The organism is Kitasatospora sp. NPDC023385, assembly GCF_055664045.1.
In genome coordinates this window covers 1-14,988 of record NZ_JBVOOL010000031.1, presented here as the reverse complement: position 1 = coordinate 14,988, position 14,988 = coordinate 1, and the positions used below count along the sequence as shown (strand labels likewise).

At 71.6% G+C, this 14,988-nt stretch carries 9 protein-coding genes; 4 read left to right on the top strand and 5 right to left on the bottom strand.

All coding sequences use genetic code 11. The annotated features are described in order from the left end of the window. The first annotated feature begins 91 nt into the window (after window positions 1-91). The gene (locus AC0B61_RS31590) at window positions 92-1,354 is read left to right on the top strand and encodes an MFS transporter (RefSeq protein ID WP_471745039.1); all 1,263 of its coding nucleotides are present in this window, start codon (window positions 92-94) and stop codon (window positions 1,352-1,354) included. Between the two features lie 89 nt (window positions 1,355-1,443). Here the strand turns inward: AC0B61_RS31590 and AC0B61_RS31585 are convergent, their stop codons facing one another. Further along, window positions 1,444-2,412 (bottom strand): nuclear transport factor 2 family protein, encoded by a 969-nt coding sequence (locus AC0B61_RS31585; protein ID WP_471745037.1) that lies wholly within the window; start codon window positions 2,410-2,412, stop codon window positions 1,444-1,446. A 914-nt stretch (window positions 2,413-3,326) separates the two neighbouring features. Here AC0B61_RS31585 and AC0B61_RS31580 point away from each other — a divergent pair. Beyond that, window positions 3,327-4,322 (top strand): TauD/TfdA dioxygenase family protein, encoded by a 996-nt coding sequence (locus AC0B61_RS31580; RefSeq protein ID WP_471745035.1) that lies wholly within the window; start codon window positions 3,327-3,329, stop codon window positions 4,320-4,322. 162 nt (window positions 4,323-4,484) lie between these two features. Here AC0B61_RS31580 and AC0B61_RS31575 read toward each other — a convergent pair whose 3' ends face one another. Together AC0B61_RS31575 and AC0B61_RS31570 are read right to left on the bottom strand one after the other, a co-directional pair. Further along, entirely contained in the window at window positions 4,485-5,270 is a 786-nt protein-coding gene (locus AC0B61_RS31575; protein WP_471745033.1) for a thioesterase II family protein, read from the bottom strand. Window positions 5,271-5,358: 88 nt separating this feature from the next. Beyond that, window positions 5,359-6,576: a cytochrome P450 gene (locus AC0B61_RS31570; protein ID WP_471745031.1), complete on the bottom strand. Its 1,218-nt coding sequence runs from the start codon at window positions 6,574-6,576 to the stop codon at window positions 5,359-5,361. Window positions 6,577-6,882: 306 nt separating this feature from the next. Here AC0B61_RS31570 and AC0B61_RS31565 point away from each other — a divergent pair, with 306 nt between their 5' ends. After that, complete coding sequence (locus AC0B61_RS31565) at window positions 6,883-7,665, top strand: class I SAM-dependent methyltransferase (RefSeq protein ID WP_471745029.1); 783 nt, start codon at window positions 6,883-6,885, stop codon at window positions 7,663-7,665. A gap of 90 nt (window positions 7,666-7,755) precedes the next feature. On the opposite strand, the gene AC0B61_RS31560 is transcribed toward AC0B61_RS31565, so the two are convergent. Together AC0B61_RS31560 and AC0B61_RS31555 are read right to left on the bottom strand one after the other, a co-directional pair. After that, complete coding sequence (locus tag AC0B61_RS31560) at window positions 7,756-9,243, bottom strand: MFS transporter (protein ID WP_471745027.1); 1,488 nt, start codon at window positions 9,241-9,243, stop codon at window positions 7,756-7,758. Window positions 9,244-9,322: 79 nt separating this feature from the next. Further along, a complete protein-coding gene (locus AC0B61_RS31555) occupies window positions 9,323-9,529 on the bottom strand; it encodes a ferredoxin (RefSeq protein ID WP_471745025.1) in 207 nt (68 codons plus the stop codon). A 400-nt stretch (window positions 9,530-9,929) separates the two neighbouring features. Here AC0B61_RS31555 and AC0B61_RS31550 point away from each other — a divergent pair. Further along, on the top strand, window positions 9,930-14,988 hold a 5,059-nt coding region (locus AC0B61_RS31550; RefSeq protein ID WP_471745023.1), incomplete at its 3' end, for a beta-ketoacyl synthase N-terminal-like domain-containing protein.

Sequence of the window (14,988 nt, the reverse complement as noted above, 5' to 3'; positions counted from 1 at the left end):
CGGTTGTTTGCTCCTCCTCCCGAAGCCTTGCTTTGATGCCCGGAGACCCGCAGCGAGGGCCGCGACGGGACATGAGGGGGCACGAGGCTCCATGACGAAACGATCCCTGGGCCGGCCGTTCGGCTGGCTGTGGGCGTCCTATGCGGTGAGCGCCTACGGGTCCGGGCTGGGGTTCGGCGCGTTTCCGCTGATCGCCGTGCTGGCGCTGCACGCCAGCACCTCGGAGGTGTCCGCGCTGTCCGCGGTGGCGCCGACCGTGGGCGCACTGATCGCGGTGCCGCTCGCGCCCTGGGTGGAGTACCGCCGCAAGCGGCCGGTCATGATCGCGATGAACCTGACCCGGTGCGCGGTCATCCTGACCGTCCCGGTGGCCTACGCCTTCGGCTGGCTCAGTTTCGCCCAACTGCTCATCACCTCGGCCATCGTGGCCGCCGCCAAGATCGCCTTCAACTCGGCCAGTGGCGCCTACCTCCAGACCATCGTCCGGCCGGAGCACCTGCTCGTCGCGAACGCCCGGTTCGAGTCCACCAACTGGAGCTCCATCGCGATCGGGCCGCCACTGGGCGGCGCGGCGATCGGCGTCTTCGGACCGGTCGTCACCATCGTCGCCGACGCGGCGGGCTACCTCCTCTCCGCCTTCGGCATCACCGCGATCCGCGGCCGGGAGGAGCCCCCGCAGAGGTCCGGCGGGAAGAAGCTCCGGTCCGCCGACCTGCTGGACGGCTGGCGGCACATCATGGCCCATCACGGTCTGCGGGCGCTCTTCCTCAACAACATGCTCGTCTCCGGGCTCATCATGGCCACCGAGCCGCTGCTGGCCGTGATCCTGCTGCGCGACCTCGGGTTCGCCCCCTGGCAGTACGGCCTCGCCTTCGCCGCCCCCTGCGTCGGCGGGCTGATCGGCTCCCGGCTGGCACCCCGCGTCGTGGCCCGGTACGGGCAGCACCGGGTCCTGCGGGTCGCCGGCACCCTGCGCGTGGTCTGGCTGATCGGCCTGGTCCTCGTCCGCCCCGGCCCCGTCGGCCTCGTGACGGTGATCGCCGTGGAGCTGGCGATCATCCTGAACATGAGCCTCTTCACGCCGGTGGTCGCCACCTACCGGCTCGAACACACTCCCCCGCACCGCGTCGCCCGCACGCTCTCGGCCTGGCTGATCGGCCAGCAGGCGGGCATCGCGGTCTTCACCGCGCTGGCCGGGCTGCTCGCCGACGCCACCAGCCCGCGCATCGCGCTCGGGGTCGCCGGACTCGCCATCCTCACCAGCCCCCTCCTGCTCCCCCGGACTCCGGCCGCTCCGCCGGCGCCGGCCGTCGAACCGGACGGCCGGCTAACGGATCTGAGCAACCGTCCGTAACCGGCCGGGGGCTCGTGGCCCGCCGGCAGTGCGACGGCGGGCCACGAGCAGGGATCCCGGCGGGATCCGGGCAGCGATCCGGGCAGGGATCAGAACATGGTGTTGGTGTTGGCGGAGGTGGCCGGGACGTTCTCTATGACGTCCCAGTGCTCGATGATCTTCAGCTCGCCGTTCGGCTGCTGCTCCACGCGGAAGATGCCCATGATGGCCTGACCGCTGTCCTCGGGGTGGAGGCGGTAGCGGAAGTGGACGGCGACGTAGTCCTTGTCCGCGATGCTGCGCTTCAGATCCGTGGTCACGTTCGGGAACAGCTTGAAGAACTGGGCGAATCCGTCACGCATGCCGACCGTTCCGCTGGGGACGGTCGGGTTGTGCTGGTAGTACTCCGGCTTGAGGTAGCTGACGGCGTCCGGGTTCTTCTGGACGAGCAGGGTGTTGAAGTAGTCCAGGACGACCTGCTGGCTGCGGGCCGTCAGCCAGCAGGGCCCGCTCGGCTGGTTCGTGGTCGGGTTGCTGACCGTGCCGAACATGTCGTTGCCGTTGGCCGTGGTCGCCGGCACGTTCTCGCGGGTGTCCCAGTGCTCGGCGATCCTGCCCCTCTCGTCGAAACGGAAGATGTCCATCACGGCCTCGCCGCGGGTGCCGGGCTCCTGGACGGGGTTGGAGTGCACCAGGACCAGGTCGCCCTGGGCGAGGACCCGCTTGACGTTGTACGTGAGCCCCGGGTAGCGCGCGTGCAGGTCGCCGGCCAGGCTCTTGAGGGCGTCGCGTCCGTCCGGGACGGTGGGGCTGTGCTGGATGAAGTCGGCGCGGACGTGCTGGTCCGCGACCTTGGTGTTGCCCTTCTCGAAGAGCTGGGTGAGCACCTCGACGGCGACACTCTTGTTGCGCTCCAGGGCGACGCTCGAGCGCTGGGCGTCGACGGCGGTCAGACCGTCGCGGGGCGGCGCGGGAACGGTGGCGGCGGAAGCCGGGGCGATTCCGGCCACCGTCGCGAAGCTCGCAGCGGCCAGCAGGGCGACGGCGGTTCTCCGGGCCAGCGAAGTGGTTATCGGCATGACGATCTCAATCTCTGGAATGAGGAAACGGTTGGGCGTACCCCGGCTGACCGGGTGCGCTTCGAGACGCGACGGACCCCGGCGGGGGGTTTCCCCCTCGACCGACGGGATCCAGCCGAAGTTCGGTGCGTAGCAGCGTAGTCGGCAAACTGGCCTAATGAAGAGCGTTTGTGCGAAAGCCGGCGGCGGTAAACTCCGCCGAGCTCGGATCTGACGGGCCGTCTCCACCCGAACGAACGCTGCACCGTGGGCTTTTCCGCTGACGGGAGGCACCGCGCGGCGAGCGCGGGCCGCCGGCGAATCCCGGGGCCGCGAACCCGCCCTCCGTCAACTCGAGCTTGGTGGCGATCTCCTGATTCGGGGTCAGCCGGTCTTTTTTGCTTGACGGGTACCTGATCAAGCCAAACCGGATGACGCCCTTCCACTGCCCCGACCACTCCCGCACGGGGCTCCCTGCGACCGGCGTCACCGCACGTCACATGGACGAAGACATGTACGAAGGTTCCATTCCCGCCGCATCCCCGGACACCGTACGCTGTGGTTTTGCACGGTGAATTCCATAGGGCGGGAATATGGAGGTCACCGGCTCAACGCGGGAAGGCGCACCGGCTCCGGTCCGGACGCGCGCGCAACGATTCCCCGGCCTCCGGGGAACTCGCCGTCCGCAGAGCGGAAACGAAATCGGCTCCCGCCATCGCATTCTGAATCCCTTGACTTCGGCGGCCGGGAACGGACTTCGCTCCAGCTGCGCGTCGATCGACACCTCGGAATCTCCGCCGACCAGGTCTGGGTGCCACCGCGAGCTCCCAGCCGAAGGCCGGTGCGGGCGCCCCGTCCGGACGACAGTGCCGTCCCGCCCCACAGCGCGGCAGCGGAGACCCGTCTCGCCGCCACACCCACGGAGGTACCGCAGAATGACTGGCATCACCGTCAACCCTGCCGCCGGGCGCATCGGCGCCGAGATCGAGGGCGTGGACATCTCCCGCCCACTCGACGCCGAGCAGATCAGCACCATCCAGCAGGCGCTTGACGAGTGGAAGGTCGTGATCTTCCGGAACCAGCAGCTCGACCACGTGACGCAGACCGCGTTCGGCCGCCAGTTCGGCGAGTTGACGTACGGTCACCCCCACCACGAGCCGCCCAAGGACGCGCCGGAGATCTACACGATCCAGCACCGCCGCTTCGAGAAGCAGCTCGGTGGCGACTCCACCCGGCAGCTGCGCAAGTACGCCTACGCCGGCAACAACGGCTGGCACTCCGACCTGACCCCGTTCGTCAACCCGCCGGCCGGTGCCATCCTCCGCGCCGAGGTGCTGCCGAACTACGGCGGCGACACCCAGTACACGAACCTGGCGGCCGCCTACGACGGCCTCTCCGAGCCGTTCAAGGAGTTCGTGGACGGGCTGCGCGCGGAGCACCGGTACGGCGCCAACTGGTCGGGTATGCCGCAGCCCAGCGTGGCGGGGTTCAAGAAGCGCGTCGAGGAGAACGCCCTCGTCTCCCACCACCCGCTCGTCCGGGTGCACCCGCGGACCGGGGAGAAGGGGCTGTTCGTCAACCCGATCTACACCGACCACATCGTCGGCCTGTCGCCCATCGAGAGCCGTCTCGTCCTCGGCTACCTCTTCGACGAGATCGCCCGTCCCGAGTACACGGTGCGGTTCCGCTGGGCCCCGGGAACCGTCATCTTCTGGGACAACCGGGCCACCTGCCACATCCCGCCGCGCGACCTCGACCACCTCGACGTGGAGCGGGTGCTGCACCGGGTCACCCTGGTCGGCGAGGTGCCGGTCGGCCCGGACGGCCGCGAGTCGGAGGCGCTCGAAGGGCCCCGCCTCGAGTCGAAGCCGGTGTTCAACTCGACCTTCTTCGACCGCAGCGACCGGGCCGACCAGGAACAGATGGCCTGAGCCCGGGACGGAACGCCTGCTGCCCCCGTCGGTCTCCCGGCGGGGGCAGCGGCATGTGCCGATACGGCACGCAGGGCGCGGCTGGGTGCGGCTGGGTGCGGCTGGGCACGACGCGAGGAGCCGCGGGCCGTTGCGGCCCGCGGCTCCTGTCCGTACCGTCCGTCAGCGGTCCGCCGGTGCTCCCGACGGCACGTCCGCCAGCGCGTCCGCGATCCTCGCGATCAGCCGGGGTGCCTGCTCGGTGAGGTAGAAGTGGCCGCCGGGGAACACCTCCAGAGCGAACGCACCGCTCGTGTGCTCCTGCCACGCCCGGACGTCGTCCACCGGCGCCTTGGGGTCGTCGTCGCCCACCAGTGCCGTCACCGGACAGCCCACCCGGTGCACCCGCTCCGGCCGGTACAGCTCGGCCGCCCGGTAGTCGCTGCGGAGCGCGGGCAGCACCATGCGGAGCACCTCGTCGTCACCGAGCACCCGGCTGTCCGTGCCGGCCAGTTGTCCGACGTCGCGGAGCAGCGCCTCGTCCCCCAGGTGGTGCACGTCGTCCTCCGGCCGGAACCGGGACGGCGCCCGGCGGCCGGAAGCGAACAGCATCGCCGGAACGATCCCGGCCCGCTGCTCCAGCAGCCCGGCCAGTTCGAACGCCAGCGACGCGCCCATGCTGTGCCCGAACAGGGCCAGCGGCCGGTCGGTCCACTCGCCGACCAGCAACGGCAGCAGCCGGTCGGCGAGTTCGGGGATGCTGTCGATGCAGGGTTCCTGCCGCCGGTCCTGTCGTCCCGGGTACTGCGCGGCGAGCACCTCGACCTGTGGCGAGAGGGCCCGGGAGACCGGGAAGAAGAAGCTTGCCGAGCCTCCCGCGTGCGGGAGGCAGAGCAGCCGTGCCCGCGCTTCGGCGGCCGGGTGGTAGCGGCGGATCCACAGATCCCGGTCCGCACCGCGCGTGGTCACGTGGGGCACTCTCCCGTTCGGTTCAGTTCGGTTCTGTTCGCTTCGGTGCACTTCGGTTCAGTCCGGCCGGGCCGGCCCGGCCGGACTGCTAGACGTCCCAGGTGACGGGCAGTGCCCGCAGCCCCTTGAGCAGCATCCCGCTCGTGTAGGCGAGCTCGTCGACCGGTACGGCCAGCCGCAGCCCCGGGAACCCGCGGAGCAGCGCGGTGTAGGCCACCTCCAGCTCCAGCCGGGCGAGTTGGGCGCCCAGGCAGCGGTGCGGGCCGTGCCCGAACGCCACGTGGTCGCCGGCGTTGGTCCGGCCGAGGTCGAACCGGTCGGGCTCCGGGAAGGCCCTCGGGTCCAGGTTGGCGGCCGTGGGGCTGGCGAGGACCACGCTGTGCGCGGGAATGGTGAGGCCGCCCAGTTCGACGTCGGTCGTCGTCACCAGGTGCAGGCCCTCGTGCGGATCGGTGCTCGGGCTCAGCACCACGTACCGCAGCACCTCGTCGATGACGGACGGCACCAGCGAGGGGTCGGCGCGCACCGCCTCGAACTGGTCCGGGTGGTCGAGCAGGGCCACCAGGCCCTTGCCCAGCATGTTGGCCGTCGTCTCGTGCCCGGCGACCAGCACGCCGAAGACGATCTGGACGACCTCCTCCGCGTTCAGCCGGCCGTCGACGTCGCGCGCGGTCACCAGGTCCCGCAGCAGGCTGCCCTCGGGGCAGCGGTGGGCCTCGGCGGCCAGGCCGCCGATGTAGTCGACCAGGGCCCGCCGGGCCGCCATCGCCTGCTCCGGCGGGTAGGCGTTGGTCGAGGTGATCTGCTCGGACCACGGGCGGAACAGGTGCCGGTCCTCGAAGGGCACGCCCAGGATCTCGCAGATCACCGCGACCGGCAGCGGGAAGCACAGGGCGGCACTGAGGTCCGCGGAGGGGCCCGAGTCGCGTACCCCGGCCAGCAGTTCGTCGGTGATCTGCTCGACCCGCGGCCGCAGCGCGCGGATCCGCCGGACGCTGAACGCCGACGCCACGGCCTGGCGCAGCCGGGTGTGCTCGGGCGGGTCGAGGTCGTGCATCCCGGGTCGGGAGAAGACCGCCGCGCGGCCGGTCACCGAGCCGCGGCGGTGCGCCTCGGCCCGGCTGAACCGGGGGTCGGACAGCACGGTCCGCACCTCCGCCATGCCGCTGATCAGCCACGCCTTGCCGCCGTCCGCGGTGGTGACCTCCCGTACGGGGGCCTCCCGCCAGAACTCGCGGACCGCCGTCGGCGCGGAGTATTCCTCTTCGTTTTCCGAACCCGGTGCTACCTGGCTGGATTCCGTCACCGCTTACTCCCGGTCCACGTCGCTGGTTTTTCGAGGCAGGCCGCAGGGTTCCGTCCGCATCCGGACATTCCGCTGGAATCTCGGCCGCGGCCGCGGCCGCCCCGGCCTTGGGCAAACTTCCGGATTCGTACGGAGACTTTTCCGGAGCTGGTATCGCCGCCGTCCGAGGGGAGGCACACGCTGCGATCCTGCCGGTGCGGCGCCCCACGTGCCAGTGGACGAAGGTGCACTGTACATAATCGAATGCAATTTGATAGGAGTGGATTAGGCGTATAGCCGAATACCCGGAGAGATGCGAGGGAATAGATGGACCGTCGGGAACGGGTGAAGCTGTACGACGAGATGGCCGATGCCTACGACAGATCGCGGCCGAGTTATCCCGACGAGGTCATCGACGATATCCTGGGAGATTCCGCGGACATCCTGTCGGTGCTCGACGTGGGCTCCGGAACCGGGATCGCCTCGCGCCAGCTGGCGAAGCGGGGCGCCCGGGTCCTCGGACTCGACATGAGCCCCGGGATGAGCGCGGTCGCCGAACGGCACGGCATTTCCACCGAAATCGTCCCGTTCGAGACCTGGAATCCGGCGGGGCGGACGTTCGACCGGGTCACCTGCGCGCAGGCCTGGCACTGGATGGATCCGTTCAGCAGTGCGGAGAAGGCGGCATCCGTGCTCCGGCCGGGCGGCCGGCTCTGCCTGTTCTGGAGCGCGGGGTTCCATCCGGACGAGCTCGCGGACGCCCTGGCGGACACCTACCGGCGGGTCCTGCCGCCCGGCACCCCCAAGCAGACCCTCGGCTACGCCGTGAGCCGGTCCAGCGACCTGCCGCTCGACTTCAGCGTGGTGACCGGATCCCCCCGCGCGTTCCGGCACCTGGTGGAGGCGCCGGCCAGGTCGGTCCCGTGGACCGCCACCTACACCCGGGACCAGTGGCTCGACGAGATCGGCACGCACACCGACCACGCGGCGCTGCCGCCCGATGTGCGCCGGGACCTGTTCGACGAGATCGGCAGCACCATCGACCGCTTCGGGGGCTCGTTCGAGATGACCTTCGCCACCTACCTGTTCTCCGCCACGCTGCCCCGGTGACCGCGCGCCCGGCCGGGCCGCCGTAACGCCCGCAGCCGTAACGCCCGCAGGGCCCGCGGCAGTCCGCGGGCCCTGCGGGTCGGGCAGGTGCTAGGCGTTCGCCTCGACGCTCACCCGGACGTCCGCCTGGGCCTCCGACCGGCGTTCACGCGGGATCGCGAGCGCCAGCAGGGCGGCGGCGACGGCGACCCCGGCACCGGCCAGCAGTGCCGTGCGGTAACCGGAGGCGAGCACGGCCTGCTTGCTGCCGGTGGCACTCATGCTGGCCGTCGCGGCGATGCTCGTGAACACGGCGACACCGATGGCGCTGCCGATCTGACGCGTCGTCGTGGCCACGCCCGAGTAGAGGCCCGCGCTCTCCTTGGGGGCCCCGGCGGTCGCCGTGATCGTCATGCACGGCAGGGCGAGGCCCATGCCGGCGCACAGCAGTTCCATCGGGAAGAAGATGGCGCCCCAGTAGTCGCCGTGCACCGGCACCCGGGCGATCCACACGACACCGGCGGCGTACACCAGGAGCCCGACGATCAGCATCGGCCGCGCACCGATCCGCTTCACGAACCGCGCCGTCAGGATCGCGACGACGAACGTGGTCAGACCGCCCGGGAGTTCGGCCAGTCCCGCCTCCTGCGGGTCGTAGCCGAGCACCTTCTGGATGTAGAGCACGACGAGGATCACCTGGGAGGCCATCGCCGTGGTGGCCACGAACGACACCAGGTTCGCCATCGAGATCGACCGCGAGCGGAAGATGCCCAGCGGCACCATCGGGTGCTTCGACCGCGACTCGATCAGCAGGAAGGCGGCCAGGAAGAGGATCGAGACGGCGAACGAGAGGAGCGTGTGGGCGGACAGCCACGCGTGGTCCTTGAGACCGATGGTGGCGTACACCGCGGCGGTCACCGCGCTCACCACGCAGAGCGCTCCCGGGAGGTCCAGGGACGGCATCCCGGTGCGCGCCACCGCGACCCGGCGGGTCAGCGTCCGGGTGCCGAAGACCAGCAGGACGCAGCCGATCGGCAGGCAGAAGAACAGCGTCGAGCGCCAGCCCCAGTGGTGGGTGAGGACACCGCCGAGCACCGCGCCGTTGACACCGCCGATGATGCTGGCCGCGCCCCAGACCGAGATCGCCCGGTTCCGCTGGTGCTTCTCCGGGTAGGCGGCGATGATCAGGCCGAGCGAGGACGGCAGCAGGATCGCGCTGCTGACGCCGTGCGAGGCGCGCGCCGCCACCAACTCCCAGCCGTTCTGCGCGAACCCGCCCAGCACGCTGCCGAAGGTGAACAGCCAGAGCCCCGCGAGGAAGACCTCCCGCCGGCCGAACAGGTCACTCAGGCGACCGCTCAGCAGCAGGAGCCCGGCGAACGCCAGGCTGTAGGAGTTCACGACCCACTGCAGCCCGGTCACGTCCAGGCCGAGACTGCGCTGGATCGACGGCAGCGCGATGCTCACGACCGCATTGTCGAACTGGACCATGAAGTAGGCGACACACGATATCGCCGCGACGTACCACAGCGGGCCCTTTCCCACGCTGTCCCGGACCGCTCCCTCCGGTCTGCCGCCCGCATTCTCCAGGTTTGCCATCACACCGACCCCTTTTCGACACTTTCAGATTTACTTCTTCGTCCCGACCGCCGGCCGGATCTCTCCACTCGCACAGCCGTCACCCGATATCCGCGGGCCGGAGCGTGATCGCCCGTTCCGGGCAATTCGCGGCGCAGCGGCGCGCCACCGGCTCCAGTTCCCCGGGTATCCGCCCGCTCGTCAGCAACGTGCCGTAGCCCAGGTCGTTGCAGTCGAACAGCTCCGGCGCCAGGTCCATGCAGCGCAGGTGCCCCTGGCACTTGTCGGTGTCCAGCTCAATGCGCACCCAGCACCCCCATGTCCGTCGAATGCGCACGTGTGAAGACGCTCACGCCGGACTCCTCCGGCGCACTCGGTCGATGTCGGAAGTTTTTTTACGCGATATTCCGCAGAGGCGTCAAGTGGACCTTCGTACCACATGATTCCGCAGGTCAACCGCCGTCCGTGTACCAAGGTTCACTTCACGTATCGGGGTCGATTTTGTATAAAAAATAGGTACGGGGCATAGTGCGCAAAGACAATCCTCGGCTTCGACTCGTGTCGCTCGCGAATGTCGCGGAACGCCGACCGCCCCGCTCCCGGCCAAGCCGTTCGAATCACCGTCCATGCGGGCTCGCCCGCACGCCCGCTGACCGGGGCCACGCACTCGGTCCGATGTGCGCGGTGCTCTATGAAGGAGGATGTGGATGTCGCTGCGCCACGAAGCCGACATCGCGGTGGTCGGCGTCTCCTGCCGATTTCCCGGCGCGGACGGCCCCGACGCCCTGTGGTCGCTGCTGACGACCGGAACCGCCGTCGAGGCACCGCTGCCCGAGGGGCGCTGGGAGCCCGACGCCCTGCGGGGCCTGTCGGAGTCGGAGGCCGGTGTCATCCGGCGCGGAGCGTTCCTGGACGACGTCGCCGGGTTCGACGCCGGGTTCTTCCGGGTGCCGGCCCGGGAAGCCGCGATGATGGACCCTCAGCAGCGGCTGATGCTGGAGCTGAGCTGGGAGGCGCTCGAGGACGCCGGGATCACCGGGCCGTCCGTGACCGGAAGCCGCACCGGCGTGTTCCTCGGCGTCGCCACGGACGACTACAGCACGCTCGTCCGCACCCGGGGCACCGGGGCGATCACCGCGCACACCTTCACCGGCTCCCAGCGCTCCATCGTGGCCAACCGCGTGTCCTACTTCCTGAAGGCGAAGGGGCCCAGCCTCATCGTCGACGCCGGGCAGTCCTCCTCGCTGGTCGCGGTCCACCTCGCCGCCGAGAGCCTGCTCCGCGGCGAATCCGACATCGCCATCGCCGGCGGCGTCGCCCTCCGGATGACCCCGCATCACGCCATCGCCGCCAACCGGCTCGGAGCCCTGTCCCCGGACGGGCGGTGCCACGTCTTCGACGCCCGCGCGAACGGCTTCGCCCAGGGCGAGGGCGGCGGCGCCGTCGTGCTGAAGCCGCTGGCGGCCGCGCTCGCCGACGGCGACGACGTGTACTGCGTGATCCGCGGCAGCGCCGTCACCAACGACGGCGGCGGCGACCTGCTGGTGACGCCGACCGCCGAAGGCCAGGCCGAGGCCATCCGGGCCGCGTACCGCCGGGCGGGCCTGGACCCCGCCGAGGTCGTACACGTCGAACTGCACGGCACGGGCACCCCGACGGGCGACCCGGTCGAGGCCGCCGCGCTCGGCTCGGTGATCGGCACGGCGCGCGCGGCGGACGATCCGCTGCGGGTCGGCTCGATCAAGTCGAACATCGGCCACCTGGAGGCCGCGGCGGGCATCGCCGGCTTCATCAAGACCGCACTGTGCGCGCGGGCGAGGACCCTCGTCCCCACCGCCGGGTTCCGGACCCCGAACCCGCGGATCGCGCTGGCGGACCTGAACCTCCGCGTCCAGAACGCGGTCGAGGCGGCGCCCGACGACGCGGTCTACGGCATCAGCTCCTTCGGCCTCGGCGGCACCAACTGCCACATCGCGGTGGCGGCTCCGCCGCAGCCGCGGCAGGCCGACCCGGCCCCGGGCGGCGGGCCGTCCCCGGTGCCCGTGGTGCTCTCCGCCGCGGACGCCGGCGCGCTCCGGGCCCAGGCGGCGCGGCTGGCGTCCGCCCTCGACGGCGACCCGGACCTGCTCGACGTGGCGTGGTCGCTGGCCACCACGCGTTCGGAGTTCGCGCACCGGGCCGTCGTGCTCGGGGCGGACCGCGGCGCCGTCGGCCAGGTCCGCGACGGGCTGGCCGCGATCGCGTCGGGGATGCCCTCGGCGTCCGTGGTGACCGGGCTCGCCTCGGACCCGACCGGCCCGGTGTTCGTCTTCCCCGGCCAGGGGTCGCAGTGGGCCGGCATGGCCGCCGAACTGCTCGACACTTCACCGGTCTTCGCCGAGTCGATCTCCCGGAGCGCGCAGGCACTGGCGCCGTTCGTGGACTGGTCCCTCGACCAGGTGCTGCGCGCCGGGCGCCCCGCCGACCTGGAGCGGGTCGACGTGGTGCAGCCGGCGCTGTGGGCGGTGATGGTCGCGCTGTCCGACGTGTGGGCCGCGCTGGGCGTCCGGCCGGCCGCGGTCGTCGGCCACTCCCAGGGCGAGATCGCCGCCGCGACCGTGGCGGGCATCCTGTCCCGCTCCGACGGGGCGCGGGTGGTGGCGCTGCGCAGCCTGATCATCGCCCGGCACCTCGCCGGCAAGGGCGGCATGGCATCGGTCGCGCTGCCGGCCGACGAGCTGGGCGACCTCCTCGCCGAGTACCCCGAGGTCAGCCTGGCGGCGCTCAACGGGCCGCGGTCCACCGTGGTCAGCGGCCCCTCCGAACCGCTCGAGCGGGTGCTCACCCGGCTCGAGGCCGACGGGGTGCGGGTACGGCGGGTGCCGGTCGACTACGCCTCGCACTCCGCCTACGTCGACGCCGTCACCGACGAGGTGGTCGACGCCCTGGCCCCGATCACCCCGCGGGCGGGCGAGATCGCCTTCCACTCCACGGTGACCGGCACCGAACTGGCCGGCACCGAACTCACCGCCGAGTACTGGTGCCGCAACCTGCGTCACACGGTGCGGTTCCATCCGACCGTCGAGGCGCTGATGGGCCGCCACGCGGTGTTCGTCGAACCGAGCCCGCACCCGGTGCTCACCGTGCACATCCAGGACACCGCGGACCGGGCGAGGGCGGCGGTCACCGCGATCGGCACGCTGCGCCGCGACGACGGCTCCCGCACCCGGCTGACGGCCTCGGTCGCGGAGGCCTGGACCGCGGGCGTCGCCGTCGACTGGGCCACGCTGTTCGACGGCAGCGGCGCGCGCCGGGTGCCCGTGCCGACCTATCCGTTCCAGCGCGTCCGGCACTGGCTCGACACCGTGGACGCGCCGGCGACCGGCGAGGAGTCCGCGCTGGCCCTGCGGCTGCGCCAGGAAGGCGACGCGGACCTGCGCGAGGTCCTGCTCGACCTGGTGCGCCGGCACACCGCGGTGGTCCTGGGCCTGGACGCTCCGGAGGCGGTCGAGGACACGACGCCGTTCCGGGAGCAGCGGCTGACGTCGGTCGGCGGCGCGGAGGTGTGCGCCGGCCTGGCCCGGGCCACCGGCCTGGCGCTGCCCGCGACGGCGGTGTTCGACCACCCGACGCCCGTCGCGTTGGCCGAGCACCTGGCTCAGCGGGTGCGCGGCACGACGGTCAGCGAGCCGGTACGGGCCCACCGGCCGGCGACGGGCGACGACGACCCGGTGGTGGTCGTCGGTCTCGCCTGCCGTCTCCCCGGTGGTGCGTCGACGCCGGAACAGTTGTGGCAACTGCTCCTCGACGACCGCGACGTGGTCGGGGCGTTCCCCGCCGACCGCGGCTGGGACCTGGACGTGACGACCGCCTCGGCGACGTCCCGGGGCGGATTCCTCTACGACGTCGCGGACTTCGACGCGGCGTTCTTCGGGATCTCCCCGCGCGAGGCGCAGGCGATGGACCCGCAGCAGCGGCTGCTGCTGGAGACCTCGTGGGAGGCGCTCGAACGGGCCGGGATCGATCCCCGGAGCCTGCGCGGCAGCGCCACCGGGGTGTTCGTCGGCGCGATGGCACAGGACTACGGCCCGCGGCTGCACGAGCCCTCGGACGGAACCGACGGGTACCGGCTGACGGGTGCCACGACGAGTGTCGTGTCGGGCCGGGTGGCCTACGCCCTCGGCCTGGAGGGGCCCGCGGTCACCGTCGACACCGCCTGCTCCTCCTCGCTGGTCGCCCTGCACCTGGCCGCCGACGCGGTGCGGCGCGGCGAGTGCGGCATCGCGCTGGCAGGCGGCGTCACCGTGATGTCCACCCCCGGCATCTTCGTGGAGTTCAGCCGGCAGGGCGGTCTCTCCCCCGACGGGCGGTGCAAGGCCTTCTCCGCCGACGCGGACGGCACCGGCTGGGGCGAGGGCGTCAGCCTGATCGTCCTGGAGCGGCTCTCCGACGCCCGGCGCAACGGGCACCCCGTCCTCGCCGTCGTCCGCGGCTCGGCCGTCAACCAGGACGGTGCCTCCAACGGGCTCACCGCGCCCAACGGGCCCTCGCAGCAACGGGTGATCCGCCAGGCCCTCGCCAACGCCGGCCTCCAGCCCTCCGACGTCGACGCCGTCGAAGCCCACGGCACCGGAACGAAGCTCGGCGACCCCATCGAAGCCCAGGCACTCCTCGCCACCTACGGACAGGACCGCCAACAGCCCCTCTGGCTCGGCTCGCTCAAGTCCAACATCGGCCACACCCAGGCCGCCGCCGGCGCCGCCGGCGTCATCAAGATGGTGCTGGCCATGCAGCACGGCGTACTCCCCCGCACCCTGCACGCCGACCAGCCCACCCCGCACGTCGACTGGACGGCGGGCGCGGTCTCCCTCCTCACCGAACCGCAGCCCTGGCCCGACCACGACCACCCCCGCCGCGCGGGCGTCTCCTCCTTCGGCATCAGCGGCACCAACGCCCACGTCATCCTGGAGCAGCCGCCCGTCGACACCCGGGACGAGGTGACGGAGGAACAGCACCTCGACGCGCCGTGGCTGCTCTCAGCACTCGACGAGCGCGCGCTGCGGGAGCAGGCGGGGCGCCTGCTCGACCAGCTGACCACGCAGCCCGACACGGATCCCGCCGACGTCGGCCACACGCTCGCGGTGGCCCGGGACGCCTTCGCAGTCCGGGCCGCGGTCTTCGGTGCCACCGTCACGGAACGCGCCGAGGCGCTGGCAGCGCTCGCCGACGGCACGGCGCACCCCGCCGTCGTCCGCGGCACCGCCAGCGCTCCGGGCAAGGTGGTGTTCGTGTTCCCCGGACAGGGCTCGCAGTGGCCCGGCATGGGAGCCGAACTCCTCGACACCTCCCCCGTGTTCACCCACTGGATCAACCGCTGCGAACAAGCCCTCACCCCCTACGTCGACTGGTCACTCACCGACATCCTCCGCAACCCCGACGCCCCCCTCGACCGCGTCGACATCGTCCAACCCGCCCTCTGGGCCGTCATGGTCTCCCTCGCCCACACCTGGCAAGACCTCGGCATCCGCCCCGACGCCGTCATCGGCCACTCCCAAGGCGAAATCGCCGCCGCCACCATCGCCGACATCCTCACCCTCGACGACGCCGCCCGCATCGTCGCCCTCCGCAGCCAGATCATCGCCCACCACCTCGCCGGCCAAGGCGCCATGGCCTCCATCACCCTCCCCGCCATCACCCTCCACCACCACCTCCAACACCACCCCCACCTCACCATCGCCGCCCACAACGGCCCCACCACCACCGTCATCGCCGGCCCCACCCAACCCC

Coding starts and splice junctions, on each gene's coding strand:
- AC0B61_RS31590 (WP_471745039.1), top strand. CDS start 92: ATGACGAAACGATCCCTGGGCCGGCCGTTCGGCTGGCTGTGGGCGTCC.
- AC0B61_RS31585 (WP_471745037.1), bottom strand. CDS start 2,412: ATGCCGATAACCACTTCGCTGGCCCGGAGAACCGCCGTCGCCCTGCTG.
- AC0B61_RS31580 (WP_471745035.1), top strand. CDS start 3,327: ATGACTGGCATCACCGTCAACCCTGCCGCCGGGCGCATCGGCGCCGAG.
- AC0B61_RS31565 (WP_471745029.1), top strand. CDS start 6,883: ATGGACCGTCGGGAACGGGTGAAGCTGTACGACGAGATGGCCGATGCC.
- AC0B61_RS31560 (WP_471745027.1), bottom strand. CDS start 9,243: ATGGCAAACCTGGAGAATGCGGGCGGCAGACCGGAGGGAGCGGTCCGG.